The 23386-nt window shown below is 71.5% G+C and carries 20 protein-coding genes; 5 read left to right on the plus strand and 15 right to left on the minus strand.

Annotated features, from left to right (window positions below; genetic code table 11):
* Positions 1 to 123 precede the first annotated feature (123 nt).
* The 8 genes from ACQCO7_RS08285 to infC all read right to left on the minus strand — a co-directional run bounded on the left by ACQCO7_RS08285 (position 124) and on the right by infC (position 8680).
* The gene (locus ACQCO7_RS08285; protein ID WP_464071202.1) at positions 124 to 1047 is read right to left on the minus strand and encodes a PP2C family protein-serine/threonine phosphatase; all 924 of its coding nucleotides are present in this window, start codon (positions 1045 to 1047) and stop codon (positions 124 to 126) included.
* Between the two features lie 294 nt (positions 1048 to 1341).
* Positions 1342 to 3831, minus strand: a complete 2490-nt coding sequence (pheT, locus tag ACQCO7_RS08290) for a phenylalanine--tRNA ligase subunit beta (protein ID WP_464071203.1) — start codon at positions 3829 to 3831, stop codon at positions 1342 to 1344.
* Entirely contained in the window at positions 3831 to 4952 is a 1122-nt protein-coding gene (gene pheS / locus ACQCO7_RS08295) for a phenylalanine--tRNA ligase subunit alpha (protein ID WP_464071204.1), read from the minus strand. The genes pheT and pheS overlap by 1 nt, the downstream gene beginning before the upstream one ends.
* Positions 4953 to 5088: 136 nt before the next feature.
* Positions 5089 to 6195, minus strand: a complete 1107-nt coding sequence (locus ACQCO7_RS08300; protein ID WP_464071205.1) for a sensor histidine kinase — start codon at positions 6193 to 6195, stop codon at positions 5089 to 5091.
* A 44-nt stretch (positions 6196 to 6239) separates the two neighbouring features.
* Positions 6240 to 7085 carry a TrmH family RNA methyltransferase gene (locus tag ACQCO7_RS08305; RefSeq protein WP_464071206.1) on the minus strand — a complete coding sequence of 282 codons (846 nt, stop codon included), beginning with the start codon at positions 7083 to 7085 and terminating at the stop codon, positions 6240 to 6242.
* A gap of 82 nt (positions 7086 to 7167) precedes the next feature.
* Positions 7168 to 7551, minus strand: coding sequence for a 50S ribosomal protein L20 (rplT, locus tag ACQCO7_RS08310; RefSeq protein ID WP_010350261.1), 384 nt, complete (start codon positions 7549 to 7551; stop codon positions 7168 to 7170).
* A gap of 97 nt (positions 7552 to 7648) precedes the next feature.
* The gene (rpmI, locus tag ACQCO7_RS08315) at positions 7649 to 7843 is read right to left on the minus strand and encodes a 50S ribosomal protein L35 (protein ID WP_003977225.1); all 195 of its coding nucleotides are present in this window, start codon (positions 7841 to 7843) and stop codon (positions 7649 to 7651) included.
* Between the two features lie 111 nt (positions 7844 to 7954).
* Positions 7955 to 8680, minus strand: coding sequence for a translation initiation factor IF-3 (gene infC / locus ACQCO7_RS08320; RefSeq protein ID WP_464077173.1), 726 nt, complete (start codon positions 8678 to 8680; stop codon positions 7955 to 7957).
* 375 nt (positions 8681 to 9055) lie between these two features.
* Between infC and ACQCO7_RS08325 the strand changes: the two genes are divergently transcribed.
* Entirely contained in the window at positions 9056 to 9400 is a 345-nt protein-coding gene (locus ACQCO7_RS08325) for a DUF1844 domain-containing protein (RefSeq protein ID WP_464071207.1), read from the plus strand.
* 60 nt (positions 9401 to 9460) lie between these two features.
* On the opposite strand, the gene ACQCO7_RS08330 is transcribed toward ACQCO7_RS08325, so the two are convergent.
* Positions 9461 to 10186, minus strand: a complete 726-nt coding sequence (locus tag ACQCO7_RS08330; protein ID WP_464071208.1) for an SseB family protein — start codon at positions 10184 to 10186, stop codon at positions 9461 to 9463.
* 149 nt (positions 10187 to 10335) lie between these two features.
* Between ACQCO7_RS08330 and ACQCO7_RS08335 the strand changes: the two genes are divergently transcribed.
* Positions 10336 to 11265, plus strand: coding sequence for a serine hydrolase (locus tag ACQCO7_RS08335; RefSeq protein WP_464071209.1), 930 nt, complete (start codon positions 10336 to 10338; stop codon positions 11263 to 11265).
* Positions 11266 to 11347: 82 nt separating this feature from the next.
* On the opposite strand, the gene mycP is transcribed toward ACQCO7_RS08335, so the two are convergent.
* The gene (mycP, locus tag ACQCO7_RS08340) at positions 11348 to 12544 is read right to left on the minus strand and encodes a type VII secretion-associated serine protease mycosin (protein WP_464077174.1); all 1197 of its coding nucleotides are present in this window, start codon (positions 12542 to 12544) and stop codon (positions 11348 to 11350) included.
* 293 nt (positions 12545 to 12837) lie between these two features.
* Positions 12838 to 13809 carry a hypothetical protein gene (locus ACQCO7_RS08345; protein ID WP_464071210.1) on the minus strand — a complete coding sequence of 324 codons (972 nt, stop codon included), beginning with the start codon at positions 13807 to 13809 and terminating at the stop codon, positions 12838 to 12840.
* 2228 nt (positions 13810 to 16037) lie between these two features.
* Here ACQCO7_RS08345 and ACQCO7_RS08350 point away from each other — a divergent pair.
* Positions 16038 to 17240 carry an amino acid deaminase/aldolase gene (locus tag ACQCO7_RS08350; RefSeq protein ID WP_464071211.1) on the plus strand — a complete coding sequence of 401 codons (1203 nt, stop codon included), beginning with the start codon at positions 16038 to 16040 and terminating at the stop codon, positions 17238 to 17240.
* On the opposite strand, the gene ACQCO7_RS08355 is transcribed toward ACQCO7_RS08350, so the two are convergent.
* From ACQCO7_RS08355 to ACQCO7_RS08365, 3 genes are read right to left on the minus strand one after another with little or no spacing between them, the layout of a single operon-like run.
* Positions 17237 to 18019: a 3-oxoacyl-ACP reductase gene (locus ACQCO7_RS08355; RefSeq protein WP_050374260.1), complete on the minus strand. Its 783-nt coding sequence runs from the start codon at positions 18017 to 18019 to the stop codon at positions 17237 to 17239. The genes ACQCO7_RS08350 and ACQCO7_RS08355 overlap by 4 nt on opposite strands.
* Positions 18016 to 19383: an aldehyde dehydrogenase family protein gene (locus ACQCO7_RS08360; protein WP_464071212.1), complete on the minus strand. Its 1368-nt coding sequence runs from the start codon at positions 19381 to 19383 to the stop codon at positions 18016 to 18018. Before ACQCO7_RS08360 ends, ACQCO7_RS08355 begins: the two co-directional genes overlap by 4 nt.
* A 59-nt stretch (positions 19384 to 19442) precedes the next feature.
* Positions 19443 to 20801 carry a glutamine synthetase family protein gene (locus ACQCO7_RS08365; RefSeq protein WP_464071213.1) on the minus strand — a complete coding sequence of 453 codons (1359 nt, stop codon included), beginning with the start codon at positions 20799 to 20801 and terminating at the stop codon, positions 19443 to 19445.
* Positions 20802 to 20876: 75 nt separating this feature from the next.
* Between ACQCO7_RS08365 and ACQCO7_RS08370 the strand changes: the two genes are divergently transcribed.
* Positions 20877 to 21608 (plus strand): FadR/GntR family transcriptional regulator, encoded by a 732-nt coding sequence (locus ACQCO7_RS08370; protein WP_010350275.1) that lies wholly within the window; start codon positions 20877 to 20879, stop codon positions 21606 to 21608.
* A gap of 47 nt (positions 21609 to 21655) precedes the next feature.
* The gene (locus tag ACQCO7_RS08375) at positions 21656 to 22336 is read left to right on the plus strand and encodes a gamma-glutamyl-gamma-aminobutyrate hydrolase family protein (RefSeq protein ID WP_464071214.1); all 681 of its coding nucleotides are present in this window, start codon (positions 21656 to 21658) and stop codon (positions 22334 to 22336) included.
* Positions 22337 to 22338: 2 nt separating this feature from the next.
* On the opposite strand, the gene ACQCO7_RS08380 is transcribed toward ACQCO7_RS08375, so the two are convergent.
* Entirely contained in the window at positions 22339 to 23250 is a 912-nt protein-coding gene (locus ACQCO7_RS08380) for a phosphotransferase (protein ID WP_464071215.1), read from the minus strand.
* Between the last annotated feature and the right edge of the window lie 136 nt (positions 23251 to 23386).

Consider the following 23386-nt stretch of genomic DNA (forward strand, 5'->3'; position numbering starts at 1 on the left):
AGCGCTCGTGAATGTGGGGTGCGTACGGTGTCGGCGGGGTGGTGGTGCCGGTTCACTGGAGTGCCTCCGGCCGGGGCGGCGGCTCCCCCTCGAAGTTGCGACGTCCCGGTCGGAGGGTGGGGACTAAGGATGTGGGGCCAGAGGTGAGTTGTCGGGTGCGGACCGCATGGGGCTGGTCGCGCAGTTCCCCGCGCCCCTAAAAGAGCTACCTGAGCGGGCGTTGCAAAGTGCGAGTAGCGCTGCGTCATCCCCCGGCCTTCCCGCAGCGTGTCGCAGCAGGTCCGCCAAGACCGCCGTCACCAACTCCTTCGGTGAACCGCCGTGTTCTGCCGCCGCTCTCTCCAGCATGTACGGGAGCGGGAAGAAGCGGCCCCTTCTGTCCCTCGCGTCCTCCGCGCCGTCCGTGAACAGGACCAGCGACTCTCCCGGGAGCAAGAACCCGTGCTCCGCTGCCAGGTCGGCCGGCAGGGGGAACGGGCCCAGGGGTGGGAGGGGGTCCGCTCTCGACAGGGGGAGGACCCGGCTGCCCGTGATCAGGTACGGCCACGGGTGGCCGCAGTTCAGCGCCAGTACGCCGCCGTCCGCGCCGATCTCCAGCAACAGCACGGTGGCGAACTCCTCCCCCACCGGCCCCGACTCCGACTCCAGCCCGCTGGAAGGGTGTTCGGCGAGAGCGCGGTCCCGTAGGTGCCGGCCGAGCGTACGGTCCAACCGGCGTAGCACTCCCCCGAGTTCGGGCTCGTCGTACACGGCCTCCCGGAACCCCCCGAGCAGCGCCGCGACGGTCCCCAACGCCGCGAGCCCGTGCCCCCGTACGTCCCCCATCACGACCCGCACCCCGAACTCGGTGCCGACGACGTCGTACAGATCCCCGCCGACGGAGGCCCCCCGCTCGGCGGAGACCTGCACGGCGGCGACGCCGAGCCCCTCGACGCGGGGCGGTAAGGGCCGCAGCACCACACTCTGGGCAACCCCGGCGACGTACCGGGCCTGCTTCAACTCACGGCGTACGTACAGCGCGACGCCACCTTCGGCGGCGAAGAACACCGCCCCACCGACAAACGGACAGACAACTTGATACGACGTGACAGCCACTGCGCCACACACCACAGACGCAACGACCCACCCCAACGACCGCCTGACGCTGAACATCCCCGACGGCCCCCCATCTAGGCCAGGAACGAAAACAGACCGGCCCCGAAAGACCGGTCTGCATTCTGTCGACGGGATGGCCGAAGGGGGCTATCCAGCCGGGACTTGTCACCCAGATGAGTGAACCCACCCAGGGGCGCGGGGAACTGCGCGCTCAGCCACAATCCACCCGCACCCGGCAGCGATAGATCAACCCCGCAGGACAGCCCCCGTACGCTCCCCCGCGAGAGCGACAGCCGCATCCCGAGCAGCCGAAGCCTCATCGACCGTCAACGTCCGGTCCCCGGCGCGGAAGCGCAGCGCGTAAGCCAACGACTTCCGCCCCTCCCCCAACTGCTCCACGTTCTCGTACACGTCGAACAACCGGATGGACTCCAGCAGCTCCCCGGCCCCTTCCCGCAACGCCGCCTCGACATCGGCGGAAGGAACCCCGCTCTCCACCACCAGCGCGACATCCTGCGTGGCAACGGGGAACGACGAGATCCGAGGCGCCTCAAGGAGCCCCTCCCCGGCCGCCTCCACCGCGTCCAGGTCGATCTCCATCGCGGCGGTGCGGGCGGGCAGCCCGAACGTCTTGACCACTCGGGGATGCAGCTCGCCCGCGTACCCGACGACGGTCTCACCGATCACGAACTCGGCGCACCGACCGGGGTGCCAGGGCCCGTACTGCCCCTGCCGCACCACGACCTCCGCCCCGGCCTCACGCACGACCAGCCGCCCCGCCTCGACCGCGTCGGCCCAGTCGGCGGGGCGCCCCTTGCCCCACCACCCGGCCTGCTCCCGGGCACCGGCGAGCACGACCCCGACATGCCGAGGCTGAACCGGCAACACGGCGTCCAGGGAGGCGAGTTCCTCGTCCGTGGGCCGCCGGTCGACCGGCAGCACCGCGGCGACGGCCCGCTCCTCCCGAGGATGGAACACCAACCCCGTCTCGAACAGGGCGAGATCATGAGTCCCCCGCCCGTCGTTGCGCCGCAGCGCACCGAGCAACCCGGGCAGCAACGACGTACGGAGCGCGGGCTCCTCGTCGTTGAGCGGATTCGTCAGCTTCACGACCCGGCGACGGACGTCGTCCGCGTCCAGCAGCAGCTGATCGAAGACCTGCTCCCCGATGAACGGGTAGGACGGCGCCTCGACATACCCGGCCCCGGCCAGCGCACGGCCCACCCGGCGATGCAACCGCTGCCGCCCGGTCAGACCGCGCCCGGCGGGCGGCTTGGGCAGCGTGGAGGGCAGGTTCTCGTACCCCTCCAGCCGGATGACCTCTTCCGCGAGGTCGTTGGGCGCGGCGAGGTCGGGCCGCCAGGACGGGACCGTGACGATCAGCTCGTCCTGCCCGTACACGTCGCAGCCGATCTGCTGCAACCGCCGTACGACGGTCTCGCGCCCGTACGCGACCCCCGCGACGCTGTCGGGGTGGTCGGCCGGAATGCGAACCGTGTGCGGCGCGGACGGCGAGATGACCTCGGTGACGCCCGCCTCGGCGGTGCCACCGGCGAGCAGGACGAGCAGGTCGACGGCGCGCTGGGCGGCGGCGGACGCGGCCTGCGGGTCGACGCCCCGCTCGAAGCGGCGGGACGCCTCCGTGGACAGCTTGTGGCGGCGGGCCGTGCGCGCGATGGCGACCGCGTCGAAGTGGGCCGCCTCGATGACGACGTCACCGGTGGCCCCGTCGTCGTCGATCTCCGTGTTCGCGCCGCCCATGACGCCCGCGAGGCCGATGGGCCCGCGCTCGTCGGTGATGACGAGGTCCTCGGCGTGCAGCGTGCGCTCGACGGCGTCGAGGGTGACGAGCTTCTCGCCCTCGGCGGCGCGGCGGACGCCGATCGCGCCCTGGACGAGGGAGCGGTCGTAGGCGTGCAGGGGCTGGCCCAGCTCGGTCATCACGTAGTTCGTGACGTCGACGGCGAGGGAGATCGGCCGCATGCCGACCTTCTGGAGGCGGCGGGTCAGCCAGAGCGGGGAGCGCGCCTCGGCGCTGAGGCCGGTGACCGTGCGGACGGTGAAGCGGTCGCAGCCGAAGGGGTCGCTGACCTGCACCGGGTAGCCGAAGGCGTTCGGCCCGGGGACGTCGAGGAGCGCCGGGTCGCTGAGCGGGAGGCCGTACGCGATGGCCGTCTCGCGGGCGACGCCGCGGATGGACAGGCAGTCGCCGCGGTTGGCGGTGACGGCGATGTCGAGGACCTCGTCGACGAGCTGGAGCAGCTCGATGGCGTCCTTGCCGACCTCGGTCTCGGGCGGCAGGACGATGATGCCCTTGGTGCCGTCGTCGCCCATGCCCAGCTCGTCGCTGGAGCAGATCATGCCGTGGGACGTCCTGCCGTACGTCTTGCGCGCGGCGATCGCGAAGTCGCCGGGCAGGACCGCGCCCGGCAGGACGACGACGACCTTGTCGCCGACGGCGAAGTTGCGGGCGCCGCAGACGATCTCCTGCGGCTCACCGGTGCCGTTGGCGGTGCCGACGTCGACGGTGCAGAAGCGGATCGGCTTCTTGAAGCCCTCCAGCTCCTCGATGGTGAGGACCTGACCGACGACGAGGGGGCCCTTGAGGCCGTCGCCGAGCTGCTCGACGGTCTCGACCTCAAGTCCTGCGGAGACGAGTTTGGCCTGGACGTCACGGCCGGTCTCGGTGGCGGGGAGATCGACGTACTCCCGCAGCCAGGAAAGCGGGATACGCATCAGATCTCACTCCCGAACGGCCGGGTGAAGCGGACGTCACCTTCGACCATGTCTCGCATGTCTTCGACGTTGTGGCGGAACATCAGCAGGCGCTCGATGCCGAACCCGAAGGCGAACCCGCTGTACTTCTCGGGGTCGACGCCGCAGGCGGTGAGCACCTTGGGGTTGACCATGCCGCAGCCGCCGAGTTCGATCCAGCCCTCGGAGGAGCAGGTGCGGCAGGGGCGGTCGGGGTTGCCGACGGACTCGCCCTTGCAGACGTAGCAGACCATGTCCATCTCGGCGGACGGCTCGGTGAACGGGAAGAAGTTCGGCCGCAGCCGGGTCTTCATGTCCGGGCCGAACAGGGAGCGGACCATGTGGTCCAGGGTGCCCTTGAGGTCGGCCATGGTGAGGCCCTCGTCGACCGCGAGCAGCTCGACCTGGCGGAAGACCGGGGTGTGCGTGGCGTCCAGCTCGTCCGTGCGGTAGACGACGCCGGGGCAGATCACGTACACCGGCAGGTCGCGGTCCATGAGGGAGCGGATCTGCACGGGCGAGGTGTGGGTGCGCAGCACCTGGCCGGAGTCGGCGGTGCCGTCGGCGGCCTGGACGAAGAAGGTGTCCTGCTCGCCGCGCGCCGGGTGGTCGGCGCCGATGTTCAGGGCGTCGAAGTTGAACCACTCCGCCTCGACCTGCGGGCCCTCGGCGACCTCGTAGCCCATCGCGACGAAGACGTCCTCGATGCGCTCGGAGAGGGTCGTCAGCGGGTGGCGGGCGCCGGCCGGGATCCGGTCGTACGGCAGGGTGACGTCGACGGCCTCCTCGACGAGGACGCGGGCGTCGCGCTCGGCCTCCAGCTCGGCCTGGCGGGCCGCGAGCGCCTTGTTGACGGCGCCGCGTGCCTGGCCGACGAGCTTGCCCGCGGCGGCCTTGGCCTGCGGGGGGAGCGCGCCGATCTCGCGGTTGGCGAGGGCCAGCGGGGAGGTGCCGCCGGTGTGGGCGACCTTCGCCTCCTGGAGCGCGTCGAGCGAGGTGGCGGCGGTGAAGGCGGCGAGCGCCTCGTCCCGCATGCGCTCGACTTCTTCCGGTTTCAGGGCCTCGACCTCTACTGGGTCGTACGACTTATTCGGTGCCGACATCTCTTCCCGTGCTTCCGATTGGCTGGCTGGAGTCCCCGTGACCGGCTCGGTGAGTGCTCGCTGAGCGCTGTGGGACACAAAGGTGCCAAAGGCCGAGTCTAACGGGGCGTGGATGTTCGAACGCGCCCGTGGCGGCCTAGCTCAGATAAGCAGGCGCTGCCACGGGCAACGTAAATCGGAACTGCGCGCCGCCCTCGGGGGCGCGGCCGACCGTGATGACGCCGCCGTGGGCCTCGACGATGCCCTTGACGATGTAGAGCCCGAGGCCCGTGCCGCCGCGCTTGCTGCCCCGCCAGAAGCGGGTGAAGACGCGGTTCATGGACTCCTCCGGGATACCCGCCCCCTCGTCGCTCACGGTGACCGACGTGCCCGTGTCCTCCCCCTCACGGGGGGACGCGGCGGACGTGACGTCTATCGTGACGGTTCCCTCGCCGTGGCGCACGGCGTTTTCGATGAGGTTGCTGAGCACCTGGTCGACCTTGTCGGGGTCGGCCCACAGCGCGGGCAGGGGCTGGCCGATGCGCAGGAGGAAGCGGTCGGCGGGGAGCCCGGCGGCGACGTACGCCTGGATGTGGCGGCCGACGGCGGCGCCCATGTCGACGGGCTGGCGGCGGACCTCGAGGCGGCCCGAGTCGATGCGGGAGATGTCGAGCAGCTCGGCGATGAGGCGGGTGACGCGGTCCGCGTCGGCGTCGACGGTCTCCAGCATGAGGCGCTTCTGGTCGTCGGTGAAGCGCTCCCACTTGGCGAGGAGCGTCGCGGTGAAGCCCTTGACGGAGGTGAGGGGGGAGCGCAGTTCGTGGGCGACCGTGGCGATCAGCTCGGCGTGGGAGCGCTCGGTGCGGCGGCGGGCCTCGGTGTCGCGCAGACAGACGACGACACGCTGTACGGGGCCCGCGGGGCGGTCGCGGACGTAGCGGGCGGAGACGAGGAACTCGCGTCCGCCGGGCAGGAGCAGGTTGCGTTCGGGCTGGCGCACCCGGGTGGCGAGGCCGCCGTACGGATCGGTGAGCTGCCACCAGCGGCGGCCCTCCAGGTCCTCTAACGGCAGCGCCTTGTCCAGCGGCCTGCCGAGGACGTCGGCCGCCGCGGTGGCGGTCATCCGTTCGGCGGCGGCGTTGAAACAGACGATCAGGCCGCGCTCATCGGCGACCACCAGGCCGTCCGGCAGTTCGTCCGGCCCCACCCCGGGCGGCCACCACACCCTGCGGGCTTCCGGCGTACCGCTCGTGACCGCACTCATCCCCGCACCCCACCTCCCAGACGAGGACCCCCGAGCACGTCACCCTACAAGTTCTCGGTGACGCTGCGGCACCCTCCTGAGGCGCGCTGTGCACGGGCTGACGCATAGAGACATACGGCGGCGGCGGTGGCCAGGTTCAGACTTTCAGCCTTTCCGTGGATGGGGACGCGCACGACGGCGTCCGCGAGCCCCCTGGTCTCCTCCGGGAGCCCCCACGCCTCGTTCCCGAACACCCAGGCCGTCGGGCCGCCCATCGTCCCGTTGTCCAGCTCGTCGTCCAGGTCGTCCTGACCAGCTCCGTCGGCCGCGAGAATCCTGACCCCGGCCGCTTTCAGCCCTTCCACGGCCCGCTCGACCGGCACTCCGACGGCGACGGGGAGGTGGAACAGCGATCCGACGGACGCGCGTACGGCCTTGGGGTTGTACAGGTCCACCGAGGCATCGGTGAGGACGACGGCCTCGGCGCCGGCCGCGTCCGCGCACCGCAGGACCGTACCGGCGTTCCCGGGGTCGCGTACGTGTGCGAGGACGGCGACGAGCTTGGGGCGGGCGGCGAGGATCTCCTCGAAGGGCGTGTCCAGGAACCGGCAGATCCCGACGAGGCCCTGCGGGGTGACGGTGGTGGAGATGTCGGCGACGACCTGCTCGTCGGCGAGATGGACCCGTACGCCCGCGTCCCGCGCGTCCCCGACGACATCGGCGTACCGCTCGGCCGCCTCCACGGTCGCGAACAGCTCGACCAGCGTCCCCTTGGCCGCCTCCCGCACCGCCTGCGGCCCCTCCGCGAGGAACAGCCGCTCCTTGCTCCGGAAGTTCCGCCGGGCGAGCCGCCGGGCGGCGGCGACACGGGGGGAACGGGGGGAGATGAGGTCGGGGGGCAGGGGGGACATGTACGGGTCTCGCCTTCTGGTCAGCAGAACGGACCCGCAGGTAGTCCCACGGGTCCGTGCAGTCAAAGCTCTAGCCCGAGATTCAGGCGGCCTTGGGGGCGTTCACGTCGGCCGGAAGCGCCTTCTGGGCGACCTCGACGAGCGCGGCGAACGCGTTGGCGTCGTTCACGGCCAGCTCGGCCAGGATCTTGCGGTCGACCTCAACGTTCGCGGCCTTCAGACCCTGGATGAAGCGGTTGTACGTGATGCCGTTCGCGCGGGCAGCGGCGTTGATGCGCTGGATCCACAGCTGACGGAAGTCGCCCTTGCGCTTCTTGCGGTCGTTGTAGTTGTAGACCAGCGAGTGGGTGACCTGCTCCTTGGCCTTGCGGTACAGGCGCGAACGCTGACCACGGTAGCCGGAGGCTGCTTCGAGGATCGCCCGGCGCTTCTTGTGGGCGTTGACTGCCCGCTTGACGCGTGCCACTTTGTTTAACTCCTTGTAGCGGGGCCGTGGTTGGACTCACACGACCCGGTATCGATGGGGTCCCGGTGTGAAGGCGTAGGGCGCTGGGCGCCGTACGTCACTTGCCGAGAAGCTTCTTGATCTTCGCGGCGTCGCCCGGGGCCATCTCGGCGTTGCCGGTGAGGCGGCGCGTCACGCGGGACGACTTGTGCTCAAGCAGGTGGCGCTTGCCGGCGCGCTCGCGCAGCACCTTGCCGGAGCCCGTGATCTTGAAGCGCTTGCTGGCACCGCTGTGCGACTTGTTCTTCGGCATGGCGCCGTACTCTCCTCGTCGGTGGCGCTCCGGTGCCCGGTCGTGAAACCGGGCACGGGGTGGAGCGTCGCTGTTCTGTCGGTTCGATCCGAGGGACTCGCGTCCCGTGGATCACGCCTCGGCGGAAGCCTCGGCAGGGGTCTCGTCGACCTCGTCGATCTCGACGGCGTCGTCGAACTCGTCGGTCTCGTCGGTCTCGTCGAGGTCATGGACGTCGGCGTTCACGGCGTCGGCGTCGGCGGCGTTCTGCGAGCGGCCGGGGTTGGCCTTCGCCTCGGCCTTGCGGGCCTCCTGCGCCTGCCGTGCCTCGGCCATGGCCTCGGTCTTCTTCTTGTGCGGACCGAGAACCATGATCATGTTCCGGCCGTCCTGCTTCGGGTTCGACTCGATGAACCCGAGGTCCTCGACGTCCGAAGCGAGTCGCTGGAGCAGGCGGTAGCCCAGCTCCGGGCGGGACTGCTCACGGCCGCGGAACATGATCGTGATCTTGACCTTGTCGCCCTGCTTGAGGAACCGGACGACGTGACCCTTCTTGGTGTCATAGTCGTGCGGGTCGATCTTCGGCCGGAGCTTCATCTCCTTGATGACCGTGTGCGCCTGGTTCTTGCGCGCCTCACGGGCCTTCATGGCCGACTCGTACTTGAACTTCCCGTAGTCCATGAGCTTGCAGACCGGCGGGCGGGCGTTCGCCGCGACCTCGACCAGGTCCAGGTCGTACTCCTGCGCAAGCTCCAGTGCCTTGGCCAGGGGGACGATGCCCACCTGCTCGCCACTGGGACCGACAAGTCGCACCTCGGGAACGCGAATCCGGTCGTTGATGCGGGGCTCGGCGCTGATGAGTCCTCCTCGGTTGCACCACGCGACTCCCTCCGTCGGGCGCCGCGTAACGTCTGTCTCTTAAAGACCTTCAACCATGCCGAGGCAGAAAAAATGCCCCGGACGATCACATGCGGGGTTCCTCGAACTACCGGAACACCGCCGCGGGGATCGCGGGGCGTACTCATCGGACGGCGGCGCCCCCACGAGGGACGGCCGTCTGACCGGTGACCCGCCGCCCCTGGGGGTGGTCGGGTGGGAGTTCGAAGCCTCCACTTGTGGGCCGGGCACAGTCATGCCCAGCCGGTCGTCCTCCAACGTTAACAGTTCGCGTCGGTGCTGGCCAATCCGGGCTCCGTGGTGGACCCTGTGCCGCCTCCCCCTATCGTGTCTCCCATGAGTGACACCCCCGACTTCAACGAAATGACCCGCGACATCGCCGAGGTCCCCGCCGTCGAGGTCATCGTGACGGTCGCCGTCAACCTCATGAGCGCGGCGGCGGTCAAGCTCGGGTTGACCGAGGAGGGCGAGAAGTTCAAGGATCTCGACGAGGCGCGAAAGCTGATCACTGCGTTGGCGGGGCTGTTGGACGCGTCCGCCACGGAGATCAGTTCGTTTCACGCGGCGCCGTTGCGGGACGGGCTGAAGTCGTTGCAGCTGGCGTTTCGGGAGGCTTCTGTCGTGCCGGATGCGGTGGGGCAGGGGCCCGGGGAGAAGTACACCGGGCCTGTTTACGGCTAAAAGACGGGTTGAGTTTCGGCTGACTGCCTGTGGGGGCTGGTCGCGCAGTTCCCCGCGCCCCTAAAGGATCTGGGTGCTGTCCGGTAGTTCGGTTCCGGTCGGTAGTAGTGCCAAGTCCAAGCCCTTTACCAAGCGCGCCCTCAGGGTTTCGTCCGCTGCCAGGCGTTCCGCCACCGCTTGTGCCGTTTTTGCGGGTACGGCGTTGTCGGTCAGGACCAGGGCCAGCGTGCCGTCCGACTCGCCCGGGCCCAGGTACGCGTGCTGGACTCCTGGCTCTGCGGAGACCGCTTTACGTACCGCTTCCAGGACCGCCGGGTCTTCCAGTGGGTTTGTTGTCGTGCGGCCCTCCGCCAGGGCCAGCAGGGTTTGGCCCGTCAGTTCGAAAGGAACCGGGCCCGCCAGGTCCAGGATCACCGTGTCCGCCTTTTCGTGGGCCGCCGCCTCCAGTGCCTGGTGGAGGCGGACCGCTACCGGGCGGGCCTGGGGGTCCCACTGGGCCAGAGACGCCGTCGATGTGAATGCCGGGAGTGCCTTGCGCGGGCCCGCTTTCAGCGTGGGGATCGCCATGTCGCTCGTCTTCTCGTGACGCAGGCCGTTCTCGTCCTCCTCCACCTCGCCGAGGACCGCCACCACCGGGACCAGGAGGCGCGCGGTCCTCAGGGCCGCCAGGATCGCGGGGACCTCCGTGCGGTCCTGCGTCCATGCCGTGAGCGCCGCCGTGAGCGCCGGGTCGGCCGTGCCGTCGTCGTCGGGGAAGCCGGGGTCGGGAATGTTCTTGTTCGCCACGGTCGTCGACCCTATCGGGGGGATGCTGCTGCGGTTGTGCGGGGCCGGTAACCCCGCGGTCACCGGTTTCACGGTTCTCTCAGGAATCCCTGACACAGGTCTAACGTCCGTCTCACGGGAGACACAGTCACCGCCCCCACCATCGCGGGATGGAGTCCTCCAGACCTGCACGACGCCACCGCGCCCGCTCCTCCCGGCGCCGGACACTCCTCCTGTCCGTGCTCGCCGTCATCGCGATGGCCTGCGGGACGGCGTACGTGAAGACCCACGACGACGCTCCCGGCACCCCCGTATCCTCGGCCCCGGCGGCGACGTCCTCGCCGGCCGCGCGTACCCAGGAGGAGCCTGTGCCGGAGCCCGACCGCACCGCGTCACTGAAGACGGCGATGGGGGCGGTGAGCGTCCCCGGTGACGCCGCCGTGTCCGTCGGGGTGCTCGATCTGGCCTCCGGGGACAGTGCCGTGTACGGGGAGGCCGCGTTCGACACGGCCAGCATCGTGAAGGTCGACATCCTCGCGGCGCTGCTGCTCCAGGCGCAGGACGCGGGGCGCGTGCTGACCGCCCAGGAGAGGTCGTACGCCGCCCTGATGATCGAGAACAGCGACAACGACTCGGCGAGCGCCCTGTGGAACACCATCGGCCAGGCGGAGGGGCTCGACGCGGCCAACGACCGGTTCGGGATGACCGGTACGGAGGGTGGGGAGGGGGCGCTGTGGGGGCTCACGCAGACGACTGCCGCCGATCAACTCGCCCTGCTCCAGCAGGTGTTCGGGGAGTCGTCGACGTTGAGCGACGCTTCCCGGGAGTACGTCCGTGAGCTGATGGCGCAGGTCGAGGCCGATCAGGCGTGGGGGGTGTCGGCTGCCGCGCAGGGGGCGGAGTGGGCGCTGAAGAACGGGTGGCTTCCGCGTAGTACGACGGGGCTGTGGGATGTGAACAGCATCGGGCGGGTGTCGGCTGGGGGCGGGGTGTATCTGGTGGCGGTGCTGTCGGACGGGAGTGTGAGCATGGCGGCGGGGGTGTCGCTGGTGGAGGAGGTGGCGCGGGTGGCGGTGGGGGCGTTCACGGCGGGGTCGTAGCGATGGGGCTCGGTGCCGTAGGGAGTGGCCGGGTGTCGGCGCCGCTCAGGGCCCTGCGGCCCGCCCCGCCGGGGTCGTACCGTCAGAACTCCGTACGCCGCCGGCCCCGCCACAGCACCACCGACGCCACCAGCAGTACTCCCCCGGCGCCGCCCGCCAGTGGGCCCGCCCAGTCCGACGTGTCGGGGTCGTTCTTCTCCTCGTCGGGGCCCGTGCCGAAGTACTCCTTGCCGTACGACTGGGAGGTCAGGCCCTCCGGCTTGAGTTTCTCGGCGGCCCTGATCGCGGCGGCGGGGTCGATGAAGCCGTAGCCCCGGGAGTCGTCCCGGCCGCCGGTGGGGGCGTCGCGGGCGGTGGACTCCAGGACGTTCTTGATCTGCGCCGGGGTGAGGCCGGGGTGCGCGGACTTGACGAGCGCGACCGCGCCGGAGACGAAGGCCGCCGCCGCGCTCGTGCCCCAGCCCTCGTAGTACTTGTGGTCGGGGTCGGCGATCACGACGTCCACGCCGGGGGCGCTGACCGTGGCGTACCAGCGGCGGGTGGAGAAGGAGGCGCGTACGCCGTTCTTGTCGACGGCCGTCGCGGCGATGACGCCGGGGTAGGCGGCCGGGTACGAGATGTGGTCGCCCTTGTCGCCGCCGTTCCCTGCGGAGGCGACGACGACCGAGCCCTTCTTCAGCGCGTACTGGACGGCCTCGTCCTCGGCGGGCTCGGGGTGCGCGGACTCCGAGTCGTCGCCGAGGGACAGGTTGATGACGTCGGCGCCCTGGTCGGCGGCCCAGCGGATGCCTTCGGCGAGGGCGTTGCCGCGGGTGTTCCTCGCGCGCGTGCGGGCCGGGTCGCCGTCCTCCAGGATCACCCTGACGGGGAGGATCTTCGCCTCCGGGGCGATGCCCATGACGCCGTCGCCGTTGTCGTACCCGTGCCCGTGACCTGCGATGATCCCGGCCATCGCGGTACCGTGCCGCGCCCAGGCCCGCTGCCCCGGCACGGCCCCGAACCCGACGAGGTCCTTCGCGGGCAGGACGTTGCCGTCGAGGTCGGGGTGATCGGCCTCGACGCCGGTGTCCAGCACGGCGACGGTGATCCCGGCCCCCTTGGTCGTCCGCCACGCCTCCTGCGTGTGCATCGCGTCCAGGGCCCACTGCTGGTCGCGTATGCCGTCGGCGTAGGCGGTGGTCGGGGGGACGAGGGCGACTGCGGCGGCGAGGAGACAGCCGAGGAGGGCGGCGCGGCAGGTGGTGCGGCGGCGGGTGGTGAAGGGGGGTGGGGTGTGCATGGTGGGGGTGGCGGTGGGGTTGCTCGTGATGGGGGCCGGGGTCGCCCGGCGGGTGTGTGCGGCGGGCGGGGGCTCGGCGCGGTGGCCGCTCGGGGCGGGGGCCGGATCGGTCGGCGAGTTGGCGCCGTGGCTGCTCGGGGCGGGCGTGGCCGGCGGTGAGTCGCCGCAGCGGGTGCTCGTGTCGGCCCGGCGGGTGTGCGGAGCGGTTCGCGAGTCGGTGGGGGCGTTGTTCGTTGCGGGGTGTGGGTTCGGGTGGGGGGTCTGTGCGGGTGGCGATTCGTTTCCGTGGGTGGTCATGACGGCTGCTCCGTCGGGGCGGCGGCCTTGCGCAGGGTTCGTTCGATGCGGTCCGCGAGGCCCTTGGCCTCGTTGCCGAGGCCGGCCTGGGCCACGGACGACGTGGCGCCGGTCGCGGTTGCCTCGGCGGCGGGCTGGGGGGTGTCGACCGTGCGGTTGTCCGCCCAGCCGGAGACGGAGTAGACCACCACGGGCGCGTCCGTCAGGACCGACACCGTCCACGACGCGCGCTGCGCGGTGCCGAAGCGGGCGGCGAGGGTGTTCGGGGCGGCGTACGGGCGGGGCATCAGGTCCGTACGGCGGGCCAGGCCCTCCTTCTCGAACCTCGTGTCCAGCTCGCGCATGCGGGTCGCGTCGGCGGTCGTGAACAGGAGGCCGACGGTGGTCACGTAGCTCTGCGTCGCGTCCACGTACGTCGCTCTCAGGAGGCGGTCGCAGCCCGCCGGGGCGAGGACCTGTGTGAGCAGGGGGTCGAACGCGTTCGCGCAGCCCGCGTCCGGGGCGACGCCGATCCTCGTCCACGTCCTGTCCGCGCCGCCGGGGCCCGCGCCCTGTCCGTCCACCGTCACCGGGAACAGCTGGTCCACGGGGACGCTGTGCCAGATCGCCCCGGCCGCCGCGTAACTCCCGCCGGCCGCCGCCGCGTTGTCCCCGACCAGCCAACTACCGGTGACCGCACCGCCGATGAGACCCAGACCGAGGACGACGCAGGCGGCTGCGGCGGCTATGCGGCCACGGGCCAAGGGGGGGTGGGGGGTGACGCCTTCGAAGCGCTCACCGAAGGCGGGGGCCGTCGGGGGGGTGGGGGTGGCGGTCCAGGAGAGGGAGGGGTCGGGGGTGAGGTGGGGGGGCAGGGGGGAGGGGGAGGCGGGGGGAGGTGTGGGGTGGTTGGGGGTGGGGTGGGGGGCAGGGGTGCCCGAGGGAGCGATGAAGGAGGCCGGGGGTGCCGTGGAGGCTGGGGGTGTCATGGAGGTCGAGGGCACGGCGGAGGCCGGGGGTACGGCAGAGGTCGAGGGCGCTGCCGAGGCCGGGGGCGCCATGGAAGTCGGGGGCGCTGCGGAGGCCGGAGGCCGGGCGTCGCGGCCGGAGCCGGGGGTGTCCGTCGTGGGCTGCGGGGCCGTGGGCCGGGGGGATCCGCCGGTCGCGGGAGCCGAGTACTCACCGACGCGCCCGGAGGAGGTCGGGGGCGTCGGGTTCGGGACGGTCGTGGGCGACGGCATCGGGGGGTTCTGTTCGGGGGTGACACGGGTGGTACCGGGCCGCGCGGACTTGGGCGGGGTGGAGGGGCGCGGGGGGATGGGTTCGGCGGTCCGAGGGGGCCGGCTCTCGGACGCGGGAGTGGCGGCCGGGGGCGACGGGTTCTCGGAAGCGGGCGCTGTGGCCGGGCGCGGTGGGGCTACAGGACCCTCCGACGCGGGCCCCGTGGCGGGGCGCGGTGCGGTGTGGTGGCGCTCCGATGCCGGGGTACCTGTCGGACGCGGTGGGACAGAGTGGCTCTCCGGCCCGGGGGCGGTGGTGGGACGAGGTGAGGCAGGATGACTGCCCGACCCGGGCGCAGTGGCCGAGCGAGACTCGACACGGTGCCCCTCCGCCGCCGGAGTACCCACCGGGCGCGGCGGAACAGAGGGACTCTCCGACCCGGACGCAGCGCCGGGACGATGAGAGGCAGAGCGACTCCCCACCCCAGCCCCAGCCCCAGACGCCGAGCCGGGCTCAAAGCGACGCCCGTCCGACGTGGGACCTGAGCCCGAGCGGGACGGAGGCTTCGGGGCCCGTCCCGAGTCCGAAGTGGGCCGGCCCGTTCCGGAGCCGTGCGGAGACTCCGAGGGGTGTGCCGAGTCCGGAGGGGTGGAATTCGCCGCAGACTCGGAGCGGGCCGGAGCCTCCCGTCCCGACGCGGAACCGTCCCGCTCCGGCGAGGCGGAAGCCGCGTACGACACCCCCGGCGCGGACCGAGGACGCGGCGGCACCGTGGGGCGCGGCGGAGTGGCGCCGTCCTGGGCCTGGTCGTCGTACGACGGCGTCGGACGGGGTGAGGCCAAGCCGTCCGAGGGGAACGGAACGTCGAACTCGGGGGGACGTACCGAGGACGTCGGCGTCCAGGCCGGGGTGTCCGTCGGGGCCGGGCGGACCGGCGGCTCGCCGGAGGGACGGCTCGGCGGAGCCATCCGGCTACGCGAGAACGGCGTCCAGGCACTACCGGAAGCGGGCGAACGCGGAGTGTCACCGCTCGACGCCTGCGCGGCACGGGAGACGTACGGACGAACACCGTCGACGCTGAACGCTGCGCTGGACAACGCGGCGTCGCCACCGAACTCGCCGGCGGAAGGGGCACCGCTTACACCGAACTCGGCGCCGGAAGAGGTACCGCTGGCACCGAACCCGGCGTCGGAAGAAGCACCGCCGACACCAGAGGCGCCGCCAGGAAACGTGCCGTCGGCGCTGAACCCGGCCTCGGAGGAAGCAGCACCGGCACCGAACGCCGTGCCAGAAGACGTGCCGACCCCGGGCCCAGCATCAGAAGCGCCCGCACCGGACCCCGGCGTACCGCCGGACTGCACCCCCCGCCTGCCCCCACCGTCACCCACCCCCGGCCGAGGAGCCGAAGGCGCCACGTCCGGAAACCGGGCAGAAGCCTGCGGCGGCGGAAAAACATCCCCGCCGACCCCCGCACGCGGCACGCTCACATCACGGGAACCGTACGAAGCTCCCCGCGCACCATCACGCACCCCACCGAAACCAGCACCCGACCCCGCCTCGGCCCCCACTCCCCCAACCTCATCAGCGCCCTCTTCACCCACGCCACCCCGAACCACACCGTCCTCACTCACCTCATCCCAAGCCTCACCCCCCACAACACGCCCATCCCCCGCCCCCGCAGACCCCTCCCTCAAGGACGCCCCTTCCGAAACCGTGTGATCCGCCGGAGGGCGCCGCGCTTGCGTGCTCAAGTGCACCCCCCGTTTTTTCCTCGTACCGAGCCGCCCCGCGAGCGGCGGCGTCCCGGTGGACGGTGGTTCCCTCGGGCACGCATACCCGCACAGGTCGACCGGCATCCCGGCCGGAGCCGTCCCCCGTGCGTGCGCGTCACTCTACGGCTTGTCGTGGGGGGAGGGAGAACCCGTACCACCACCCCGGGGCATCTGCCCGTATCGTCCCCCTACCCTGCGGTAATCGCGTCTGGCAGGCTGCGTGCATGACTGTGCGCGCCGCCGACCGGGCCCGTTACGACCGGGCCACCGCTCATCTGGACGCTCCCCTCGCGATCGTCGATCTGGACGCCTTCGACGCGAACGCGGACGACCTGCGCCGCCGGGCCGGGGGGAAGCCGATCCGGGTGGCGAGCAAGTCCGTCCGCTGCCGGGCCCTGCTGGAGCGGGTGCTCGCGAGGGACGGCTTCGCGGGGCTGATGTCGTTCACGCTGGCGGAGTCCCTGTGGCTGGCCCGCTCGGGCTTCGAGGACGTCCTGCTGGCGTACCCGTCGGCGGACCGCACCGGGTACGGGGAACTGGCGGCCGACCCGAAGCTCGCCGCCGCCGTGACGGTCATGGTCGACGACGTGGCCCAGCTCGACCTGATCGACGCCGCGCGGGGCGACGGCCGTGAAGTGATCCGCGTCTGCCTGGAGTTGGACACGGCCCTCCAGATGCTGGGCGGCCGGATCAGGGTCGGCGCGAGAAGGTCCCCCCTGCGCACGCCGTCCCAACTCGCCGACTTCGCCCGCACGGTGACCCGGCGTCAGGGCTTCAAGCTGGTCGGCATCATGGCGTACGAGGGCCACATCGCGGGCGTCGGCGACGCGGTGGCCGGCCGCCCCTTCCGCTCGCGGGCGATCCGGCTGATGCAGTCCACGGCCCGCCGCGAACTCGCGGAACGTCGCGCCGAAGTGGTGCGCGCGGTACGGGCGGTGGCCCCGGACCTGGAGTTCGTGAACGGCGGCGGCACGGGCAGCGTGGAGAGCACGGTCGCCGAGGACGCGGTCACCGAGGTCGCGGCGGGTTCGGGCCTGTACGTCCCGCGTCTGTTCGACAACTACACGTCGTTCACGGGCCGTCCGGCGGCGCTGTTCGCGCAGCCGGTCGTACGCCGCCCGGGTGTCGGCGTGGTGACGGTCCTCGGCGGCGGCTACCCGGCCTCGGGCGCGCCGGGCGTGGACCGCCTGCCGGTGCCGTACCTCCCGGAGGGCCTGAAGTACGACCCGCAGGAGGGCCCCGGCGAGGTGCAGACGCCCCTGCTCGGCGCGCCCGCCGACGATCTGCTGATCGGCGACAAGGTGTGGTTCCGGCACGCGAAGGCCGGTGAACTCTGCGAGCGTTTCGACCAGTTGCACCTGATCGAGGGGGACACCGTCACGGAGACGGTGCCCACCTACCGGGGCGAGGGCCACACGTTCCTCTAGAGCGGGGTCACGTACGCGCCCGAGATCCCGCCGTCCACCAGGAAGTCGGTCGCGTTGACGAACGAGGAGTCGTCGCTCGCCAGGAAGGCGACGGCGGCGGCGATCTCCTCGGCCTCCGCGAACCGGCCCACGGGGATGTGCACGAGCCGCCGGGCCGCGCGCTCGGGGTCCTTGGCGAACAGCTCTTGCAGCAAAGGCGTGTTGACGGGTCCGGGGCACAGCGCGTTGACCCGGATGCCCTCGCGCGCGAACTGCACGCCGAGTTCCCGGGACATGGCCAGCACCCCGCCCTTGGACGCGGTGTACGAGATCTGCGAGGTCGCCGCGCCCATCCTGGCCACGAACGACGCCGTGTTGATGATCGAACCCCGCTGCTGCTGCCGCATGTAGGGCAGCGCGGCCTTGCAACACAGGTACACGGACGTCAGGTTGACCTCCTGGACGCGCTTCCAGGCGTCGAGCCCGGTCTCCAGGATCGAGTCGTCGTCGGGGGGCGAGATCCCGGCGTTGTTGAAGGCGATGTCGACGCTGCCGTACGTGTCGTAGGCGGTCTTGAAGAGCGCCTCGACCTGTTCCGGGTTGGTGACGTCGACCTTCACGAAGAGTCCGCCGACCTCGTCGGCGGCGGCCTTTCCGCCGGTCTCGTCGATGTCGGCGCAGACGACGTGCGCGCCCTCGGCGGCGAGGCGGCGGGCGGTGGCGAGGCCGATGCCGCTGCCGGCTCCGGTGATGACGGCGGTACGGCCGACGAGGCGGCGGCAGACAGGAGTCTCGGTCACTGTGCGGGGTCCTCCGTGCTGATGAAGACGTTCTTGGTCTCGGTGAAGGCGGCGAGCGCGTCGGGGCCGAGTTCACGGCCGACCCCGGACTGCTTGTAGCCCCCGAAGGGGGTCCAGTAGCGCACGCTGGAATGGGAGTTGACGGACAGGTTGCCCGCCTTGACGGCCCGTGAGAGCCGCAGCGCGCGGCCGATGTCCCGGGTCCACAGGGAGCCGGAGAGGCCGTACGGGGTGTCGTTGGCGAGGCGGATCGCGTCGGCCTCGTCGGTGAAGGGGAGCAGGACGGCGACGGGGCCGAAGATCTCCTCGCGGCAGGCGGGCGAGTCGGGGGCCTCGGCGGTCAGGACGGTCGGCGGGAACCAGAACCCGGGGCCGCCGGGGGCGCTGCCGCGCAGGGCGCCGGGTGCGTCGTCCGGCACGAACGACCGTACACGGTCGAGCTGTTGACGGGAGATCAGCGGTCCCATCTGGGTCTTCTCGTCGGCCGGGTCGCCGACGACGACGGCCGCGAGGGCCTCCGCGAGGAACGCGCGCGCCTCGTCGTACACGCTCTCCTGGACGAGGATGCGGGTGCGGGCGCAGCAGTCCTGGCCGGTGTTGTCGAGGAACGAGAAGGGGTCGAGGGCTTTCGCCAGGTCGGCGTCGGCGAACACCACGTTGGGGCTCTTGCCGCCGAGTTCGAGGGTGACCGGCTTGACCGACTTCGCGCAGCGTTCCATGACTTCGCGGCCGGTGCGGGTGGAGCCGGTGAACACGATCTTCGCGACGCCGGGGTGGTCGACGAGGGCGCGGCCCGCGATGTCGCCGTAGCCCGGGACGACTTGGAAGAGGCCCTCGGGAAGCCCGGCGTCCAGGGCGAGTCGAGCCAGGCGCAGGGCGGTGAGCGGGGTCGTCTCGGCGGGCTTGAGGACGACCGCGTTGCCTGCCGCGAGCGCCGGGAAGGAGCCCCAAGCGGCAATGGGCATGGGGAAGTTCCAGGGCGCGATCACGCCGACGACGCCGAGGGGTTCGAGGATCGTGACGTCGAGGCCGCCGGAGACCGGGATCTGACGGCCCGTCAACCTCTCGACGCCGCCCGCCGCGTAGAGGAGCAGGTCGCGCGCGTTGCCCGCCTCCCAGCGGGCGTTGCCGATCGTGTGCCCGGCCTCGCGGACCTCCAGCGCCGCCAACTCCTCGATATGGGCGTCGACCTGGTCGGCGAACCGGCGCAGGAGGCGGGCGCGGTCGGCGGGGGCGAGGGCGGCCCATGCCTCCTGGGCCTTCGTCGCGCGGGCGACGGCCGCGTCCACCTCGGCGGCGTCGGCGGCGGGGACCCTCTCGACGACCTCCTCGGTGGCCGGGTTGAGGACGATCAGCTCGGACAATTCCTGACCTTTCACAGTCGTGTCGCGGTGAACCAGCAGTAAAACAGCAGGCGTTCGCTCTACAGCCGTTCGAACGTGCGGCGCAGTTCCCAGTCCGTGACGGCCGCGTCGAACGCGGCGAGTTCCACGCGCGCCATGTTGAGGTAGTGCGCGACGACCTCCTCCCCGAACGCGGCCTCCGCGATGGGGCTGTGCTCCCAGAGGTCGGCGGCCTCGCGCAGGCTGGTGGGGACGTGTTCGTAGTCGCCGGTGTACGCGTTGCCCGCGCAGGCGGCGGGGAGTTCGAGCTTGTGCTCGACGCCGTACAGGCCCGCCGCGACGAGTGCGGCGACGGCGAGGTGCGGGTTGACGTCGCCGCCGGGGAGGCGGTTCTCGAAGCGCAGGGAGCGGCCGTGGCCGACGACGCGCAGGGCGCAGGTGCGGTTGTCGCGGCCCCAGGCGGCGGCGGTCGGCGCGAAGGAGCCCGGCTGGAACCGCTTGTAGCTGTTGATGTTGGGCGCGTACAGCAGGGAGAAGTCACGCAGGGCGGCGAGCTGACCGGCGAGGAAGTGCCGCATCGTGTCCGTCATACCGTCCGGGCCCGCGAAGACGTTCGCGCCGTCGGCGTCCGTCAACGACAGGTGGATGTGGCAGGAGTTGCCCTCGCGCTCGTCGAACTTGGCCATGAACGTGAGGGATACGCCCTCCTGCGCGGCGATCTCCTTCGCGCCGGTCTTGTAGACGGCGTGCTGGTCGCAGGTGACGAGGGCCTCGTCGTAGCGGAAGACGATCTCGTGCTGGCCGAGGTTGCACTCGCCCTTGGCGGACTCGACGGTCAGGCCCGCGCCGGCCATCTCGTTGCGGATGCGGCGCAGGAGCGGTTCGATACGGCCGGTGCCGAGGATCGAGTAGTCGACGTTGTACTGGTTGACGGGGGTGAGGCCCTTGTAGCCCGCGTCCCACGCCTGCTCGTAGCTGTCGCGGAAGACCATGAACTCCAGCTCCGTGCCGACCTGCGCGGTCCAGCCGAGTTCGGCGAGCCGGTCCAGCTGGCGGCGCAGGATCTGGCGGGGGGCCGCGCCGACCGGGGAGCCGTCCTCCCAGGCCAGGTCGGCGATCAGGAGGGCGGTGCCGGGGTGCCAGGGGATACGGCGCAGGGTGGTGAGGTCGGGGCGCATCGCGAAGTCACCGTAGCCGCTCTCCCAGGACGACATGGCGTAACCCCGGACGGTGTTCATGTCCGTGTCGACGGCGAGGAGGTAGTTGCAGCCCTCCGTACCGTGCTGGAGGACCTCGTCGAGGAAGAAGCGGGCCGCGAACCGCTTGCCCTGGAGGCGGCCCTGCATGTCGGGGAAGGCCAGGACGACCGTGTCGATCTCGCCCGCCGCGACCAGGGCGTGCAGATCCTCGACGGGCAGCGGGGCTATGCGGTCTGGCACGGAGGGCCTCCTCGATGGCGTCCAAGAGCCATAAGGTATTGCTGAAAACCATTGCTTGGGAAGGGGCACGGCCGGATGACGGTGGAGAAGAACACGGGTACGGGTGACCGGCTGACGCCGGTCCTGCGGCCGGTGCGGGCGGGCAACGGCTTCGAGGAGGCGCTGGAGCAGATCCTCCAGGTGGTCCGCCTCGGCCTCGTCCCCGGCGGCGAACGGCTGCCCGCCGAAAGGGAGTTGGCCGAGCGGCTCGGCATCAGCCGGGTGACCCTGCGCGAGGTCCTCAAGGTCCTCCAGGACCAGGGGCTGCTGGAGTCGAGGCGGGGGCGGTACGGCGGTACGTTCGTGCTGCCGCGCTCGGCGGACGGCGAGGACGAACTCCGGCGCCGGATCGCCGAGGTCGACATCGAGGACGTCCTGCGGTTCCGCGAGGTCCTTGAGGTCGGCGCGGCGGGCCTGTGCGCGAGCCACGGCCTCACCGACGTACAGGCCACGCGGCTGCGCGAGGCCCTCGCCGGGACCCACGACGCGCCCCTCGCCGACTACCGCCGCCGCGACACCCTCCTCCACCTCACCCTCGCCGAACTCTGCGGCTCCCCCTCCCTCACCGCCCAGTACGCCGCCGTCCGCGCCCAGGTCAACGACCTCCTCGACTGCATCCCCCTCCTCGTCCGCAACCTCGAACACTCCCAGCGCCAGCACGAGGCCCTCGTCGAAGCGGTCCTCGACGGGGACGCCGACGCCGCGCGCGAGATCATGCGCGAGCACTGCGGGGGCACGGCGGCGCTGCTGCGGGGCTTCCTCACCTGACCTCGGCTCTGCAAAGGTATCCCTGGAGTCCATTACCTGGAGGGTTCATGGCCGGTACGCCGCTCATCGGGATCAGCACCTATCTGGAGCCCGCCGCGAGCTGGCGCGTCTGGGAGCTGGAGGCGGCGCTGCTGCCCGCGGGCTATCCCCGGCTCGTGCAGCGGGCCGGGGGGATCGCGGCGATGCTGCCGCCGGACGCGCCCGCGCGCGCCGCGTCTGCCGTCGCCCGCCTCGACGGGCTCGTCATCTCCGGCGGTCCCGATGTCGATCCCGCTCTGTACGGGGCCTCGCGCGAGGCCCGTACGGATGTCCCCGCGCGCGAACGCGACGCCTGGGAAACGGCGTTGATCTCAGCGGCCCTCGATGCGGACGTGCCGCTGCTCGGCATCTGCCGGGGGATGCAGCTCCTCAACGTCACCCTCGGCGGGACGCTCGTCCAGCACATGGAGGGGCATGTGAAGGCGCCGGGGGTGTTCGGGCGGCACACCGTCACGCCGGTCGCGGGGACCCTGTACGAGGGGATCGTGGCGGAGGCGTCCAGTGTTCCGACGTATCACCATCAGGCGGTCGATCGGCTGGGGGCTGGGCTGGTCGCCTCCGCGTATGCCGAGGACGGGACTGTCGAGGCTGTCGAGCGGGGTGGGGGGTGGACGCTCGGGGTCCAGTGGCATCCCGAGATGGGGGACGACCTGCGGGTGATGCGGGCGCTGGTCGAGGCGGCGGGCTGACGTCACCGGACGCGGGTGCGGAGCCACTCCAACGCGGCGTCTCCCTGGGCCTGTTGGAAGGGGCGGAGGGTGGGGAGGCCGGGGGGAGCGGGTCTGCCCGCGCTGCCGAGGAAGTATCCGGTGAGCGCGGCCAGAGCGACGGTGACCGCGTCCCGGTCGGCCCTCCGGCCCAGGGGATGTTCCGTGAACACGGTCTCCGGGTCCGGGCCGCCCTGTGCGCGGACACTGGGGAGCAGGAGGAGCAGGTCCAGCCAGGGGGCGGCTCTGGTCACGTGGGGCCAGTCCACGAACCAGACGCGGTCGGTGCCGCCGGCCAACAACACGTTGTCGGCTCGCAGATCTCCGTGCGCGAGGGTGTCCCCTCGTACGGCTTCCTCCCACCCTTCGGCCCGCTGGAAGACCGGAAACCCCCGCTCCACCAGCTCCGGCCAGCCGCCGAACGCGTCCGCCAAGTCCTCCGCGGCGGAAGGCGCGTCGAACGGGGCGGGGGTCAGAACCCGCCCCAGTTCCCCGACGGCGTCCAGCACGACTCGCAACTCCCCTGACCTCCAGGGCACATGAGGCTGCCGCCCGGCGACATCCTCGAACACGAGGGCAACCCAGTTCCCGTCGTCATGCACCCCCAACAACCTCGGTGCGGGCACCCCTACGGGCAACGCCGCAGCATTCCGAGCCTCCTGCCGATGCAGAACGGGACTGAACGAATTCACGTCCCCACTGACGGCCTTGACGAACCCCCGCTTCCCCTGACCGGTCACCACCCGAGCCGCAACTCCCGGCGAAAACCCACCGCGCTGGGTAACGGCCCGCGCAACGGGCGCACCGAGTATCCCCGCAACGGCGTCACACACGGAGGCAGGCAGGTCTTCCCAGTCAAGACGGACACCGGCGGCGGGAGGGGCGGAGGAGTTCACGGGGACATGGTGGGCAGAGACAGGCGAGGATGCCCACCGCTTTTCCAAGGGGCGGGAAGGCGAACTCCCGCAAGAACTTGAGCACTATGCGGCTATGCCGAACCGGCACAACGCCGGCGCGAAGGGGGCGAGCCCT

This window comes from Streptomyces saintjeani, from assembly GCF_055409605.1.

What these genes read in the sequence shown, in the direction of transcription:
- pheT (WP_464071203.1), bottom strand. Translation starts at nt 3,831, where the DNA reads ATGCGTATCCCGCTTTCCTGGCTGCGGGAGTACGTCGATCTCCCCGCC.
- pheS (WP_464071204.1), bottom strand. Translation starts at nt 4,952, where the DNA reads ATGTCGGCACCGAATAAGTCGTACGACCCAGTAGAGGTCGAGGCCCTG.
- ACQCO7_RS08300 (WP_464071205.1), bottom strand. Translation starts at nt 6,195, where the DNA reads ATGAGTGCGGTCACGAGCGGTACGCCGGAAGCCCGCAGGGTGTGGTGG.
- ACQCO7_RS08305 (WP_464071206.1), bottom strand. Translation starts at nt 7,085, where the DNA reads ATGTCCCCCCTGCCCCCCGACCTCATCTCCCCCCGTTCCCCCCGTGTC.
- rpmI (WP_003977225.1), bottom strand. Translation starts at nt 7,843, where the DNA reads ATGCCGAAGAACAAGTCGCACAGCGGTGCCAGCAAGCGCTTCAAGATC.
- ACQCO7_RS08325 (WP_464071207.1), top strand. Translation starts at nt 9,056, where the DNA reads ATGAGTGACACCCCCGACTTCAACGAAATGACCCGCGACATCGCCGAG.
- ACQCO7_RS08335 (WP_464071209.1), top strand. Translation starts at nt 10,336, where the DNA reads ATGGAGTCCTCCAGACCTGCACGACGCCACCGCGCCCGCTCCTCCCGG.
- mycP (WP_464077174.1), bottom strand. Translation starts at nt 12,544, where the DNA reads ATGCACACCCCACCCCCCTTCACCACCCGCCGCCGCACCACCTGCCGC.
- ACQCO7_RS08345 (WP_464071210.1), bottom strand. Translation starts at nt 13,809, where the DNA reads ATGACACCCCCAGCCTCCACGGCACCCCCGGCCTCCTTCATCGCTCCC.
- ACQCO7_RS08350 (WP_464071211.1), top strand. Translation starts at nt 16,038, where the DNA reads ATGACTGTGCGCGCCGCCGACCGGGCCCGTTACGACCGGGCCACCGCT.
- ACQCO7_RS08370 (WP_010350275.1), top strand. Translation starts at nt 20,877, where the DNA reads ATGACGGTGGAGAAGAACACGGGTACGGGTGACCGGCTGACGCCGGTC.
- ACQCO7_RS08375 (WP_464071214.1), top strand. Translation starts at nt 21,656, where the DNA reads ATGGCCGGTACGCCGCTCATCGGGATCAGCACCTATCTGGAGCCCGCC.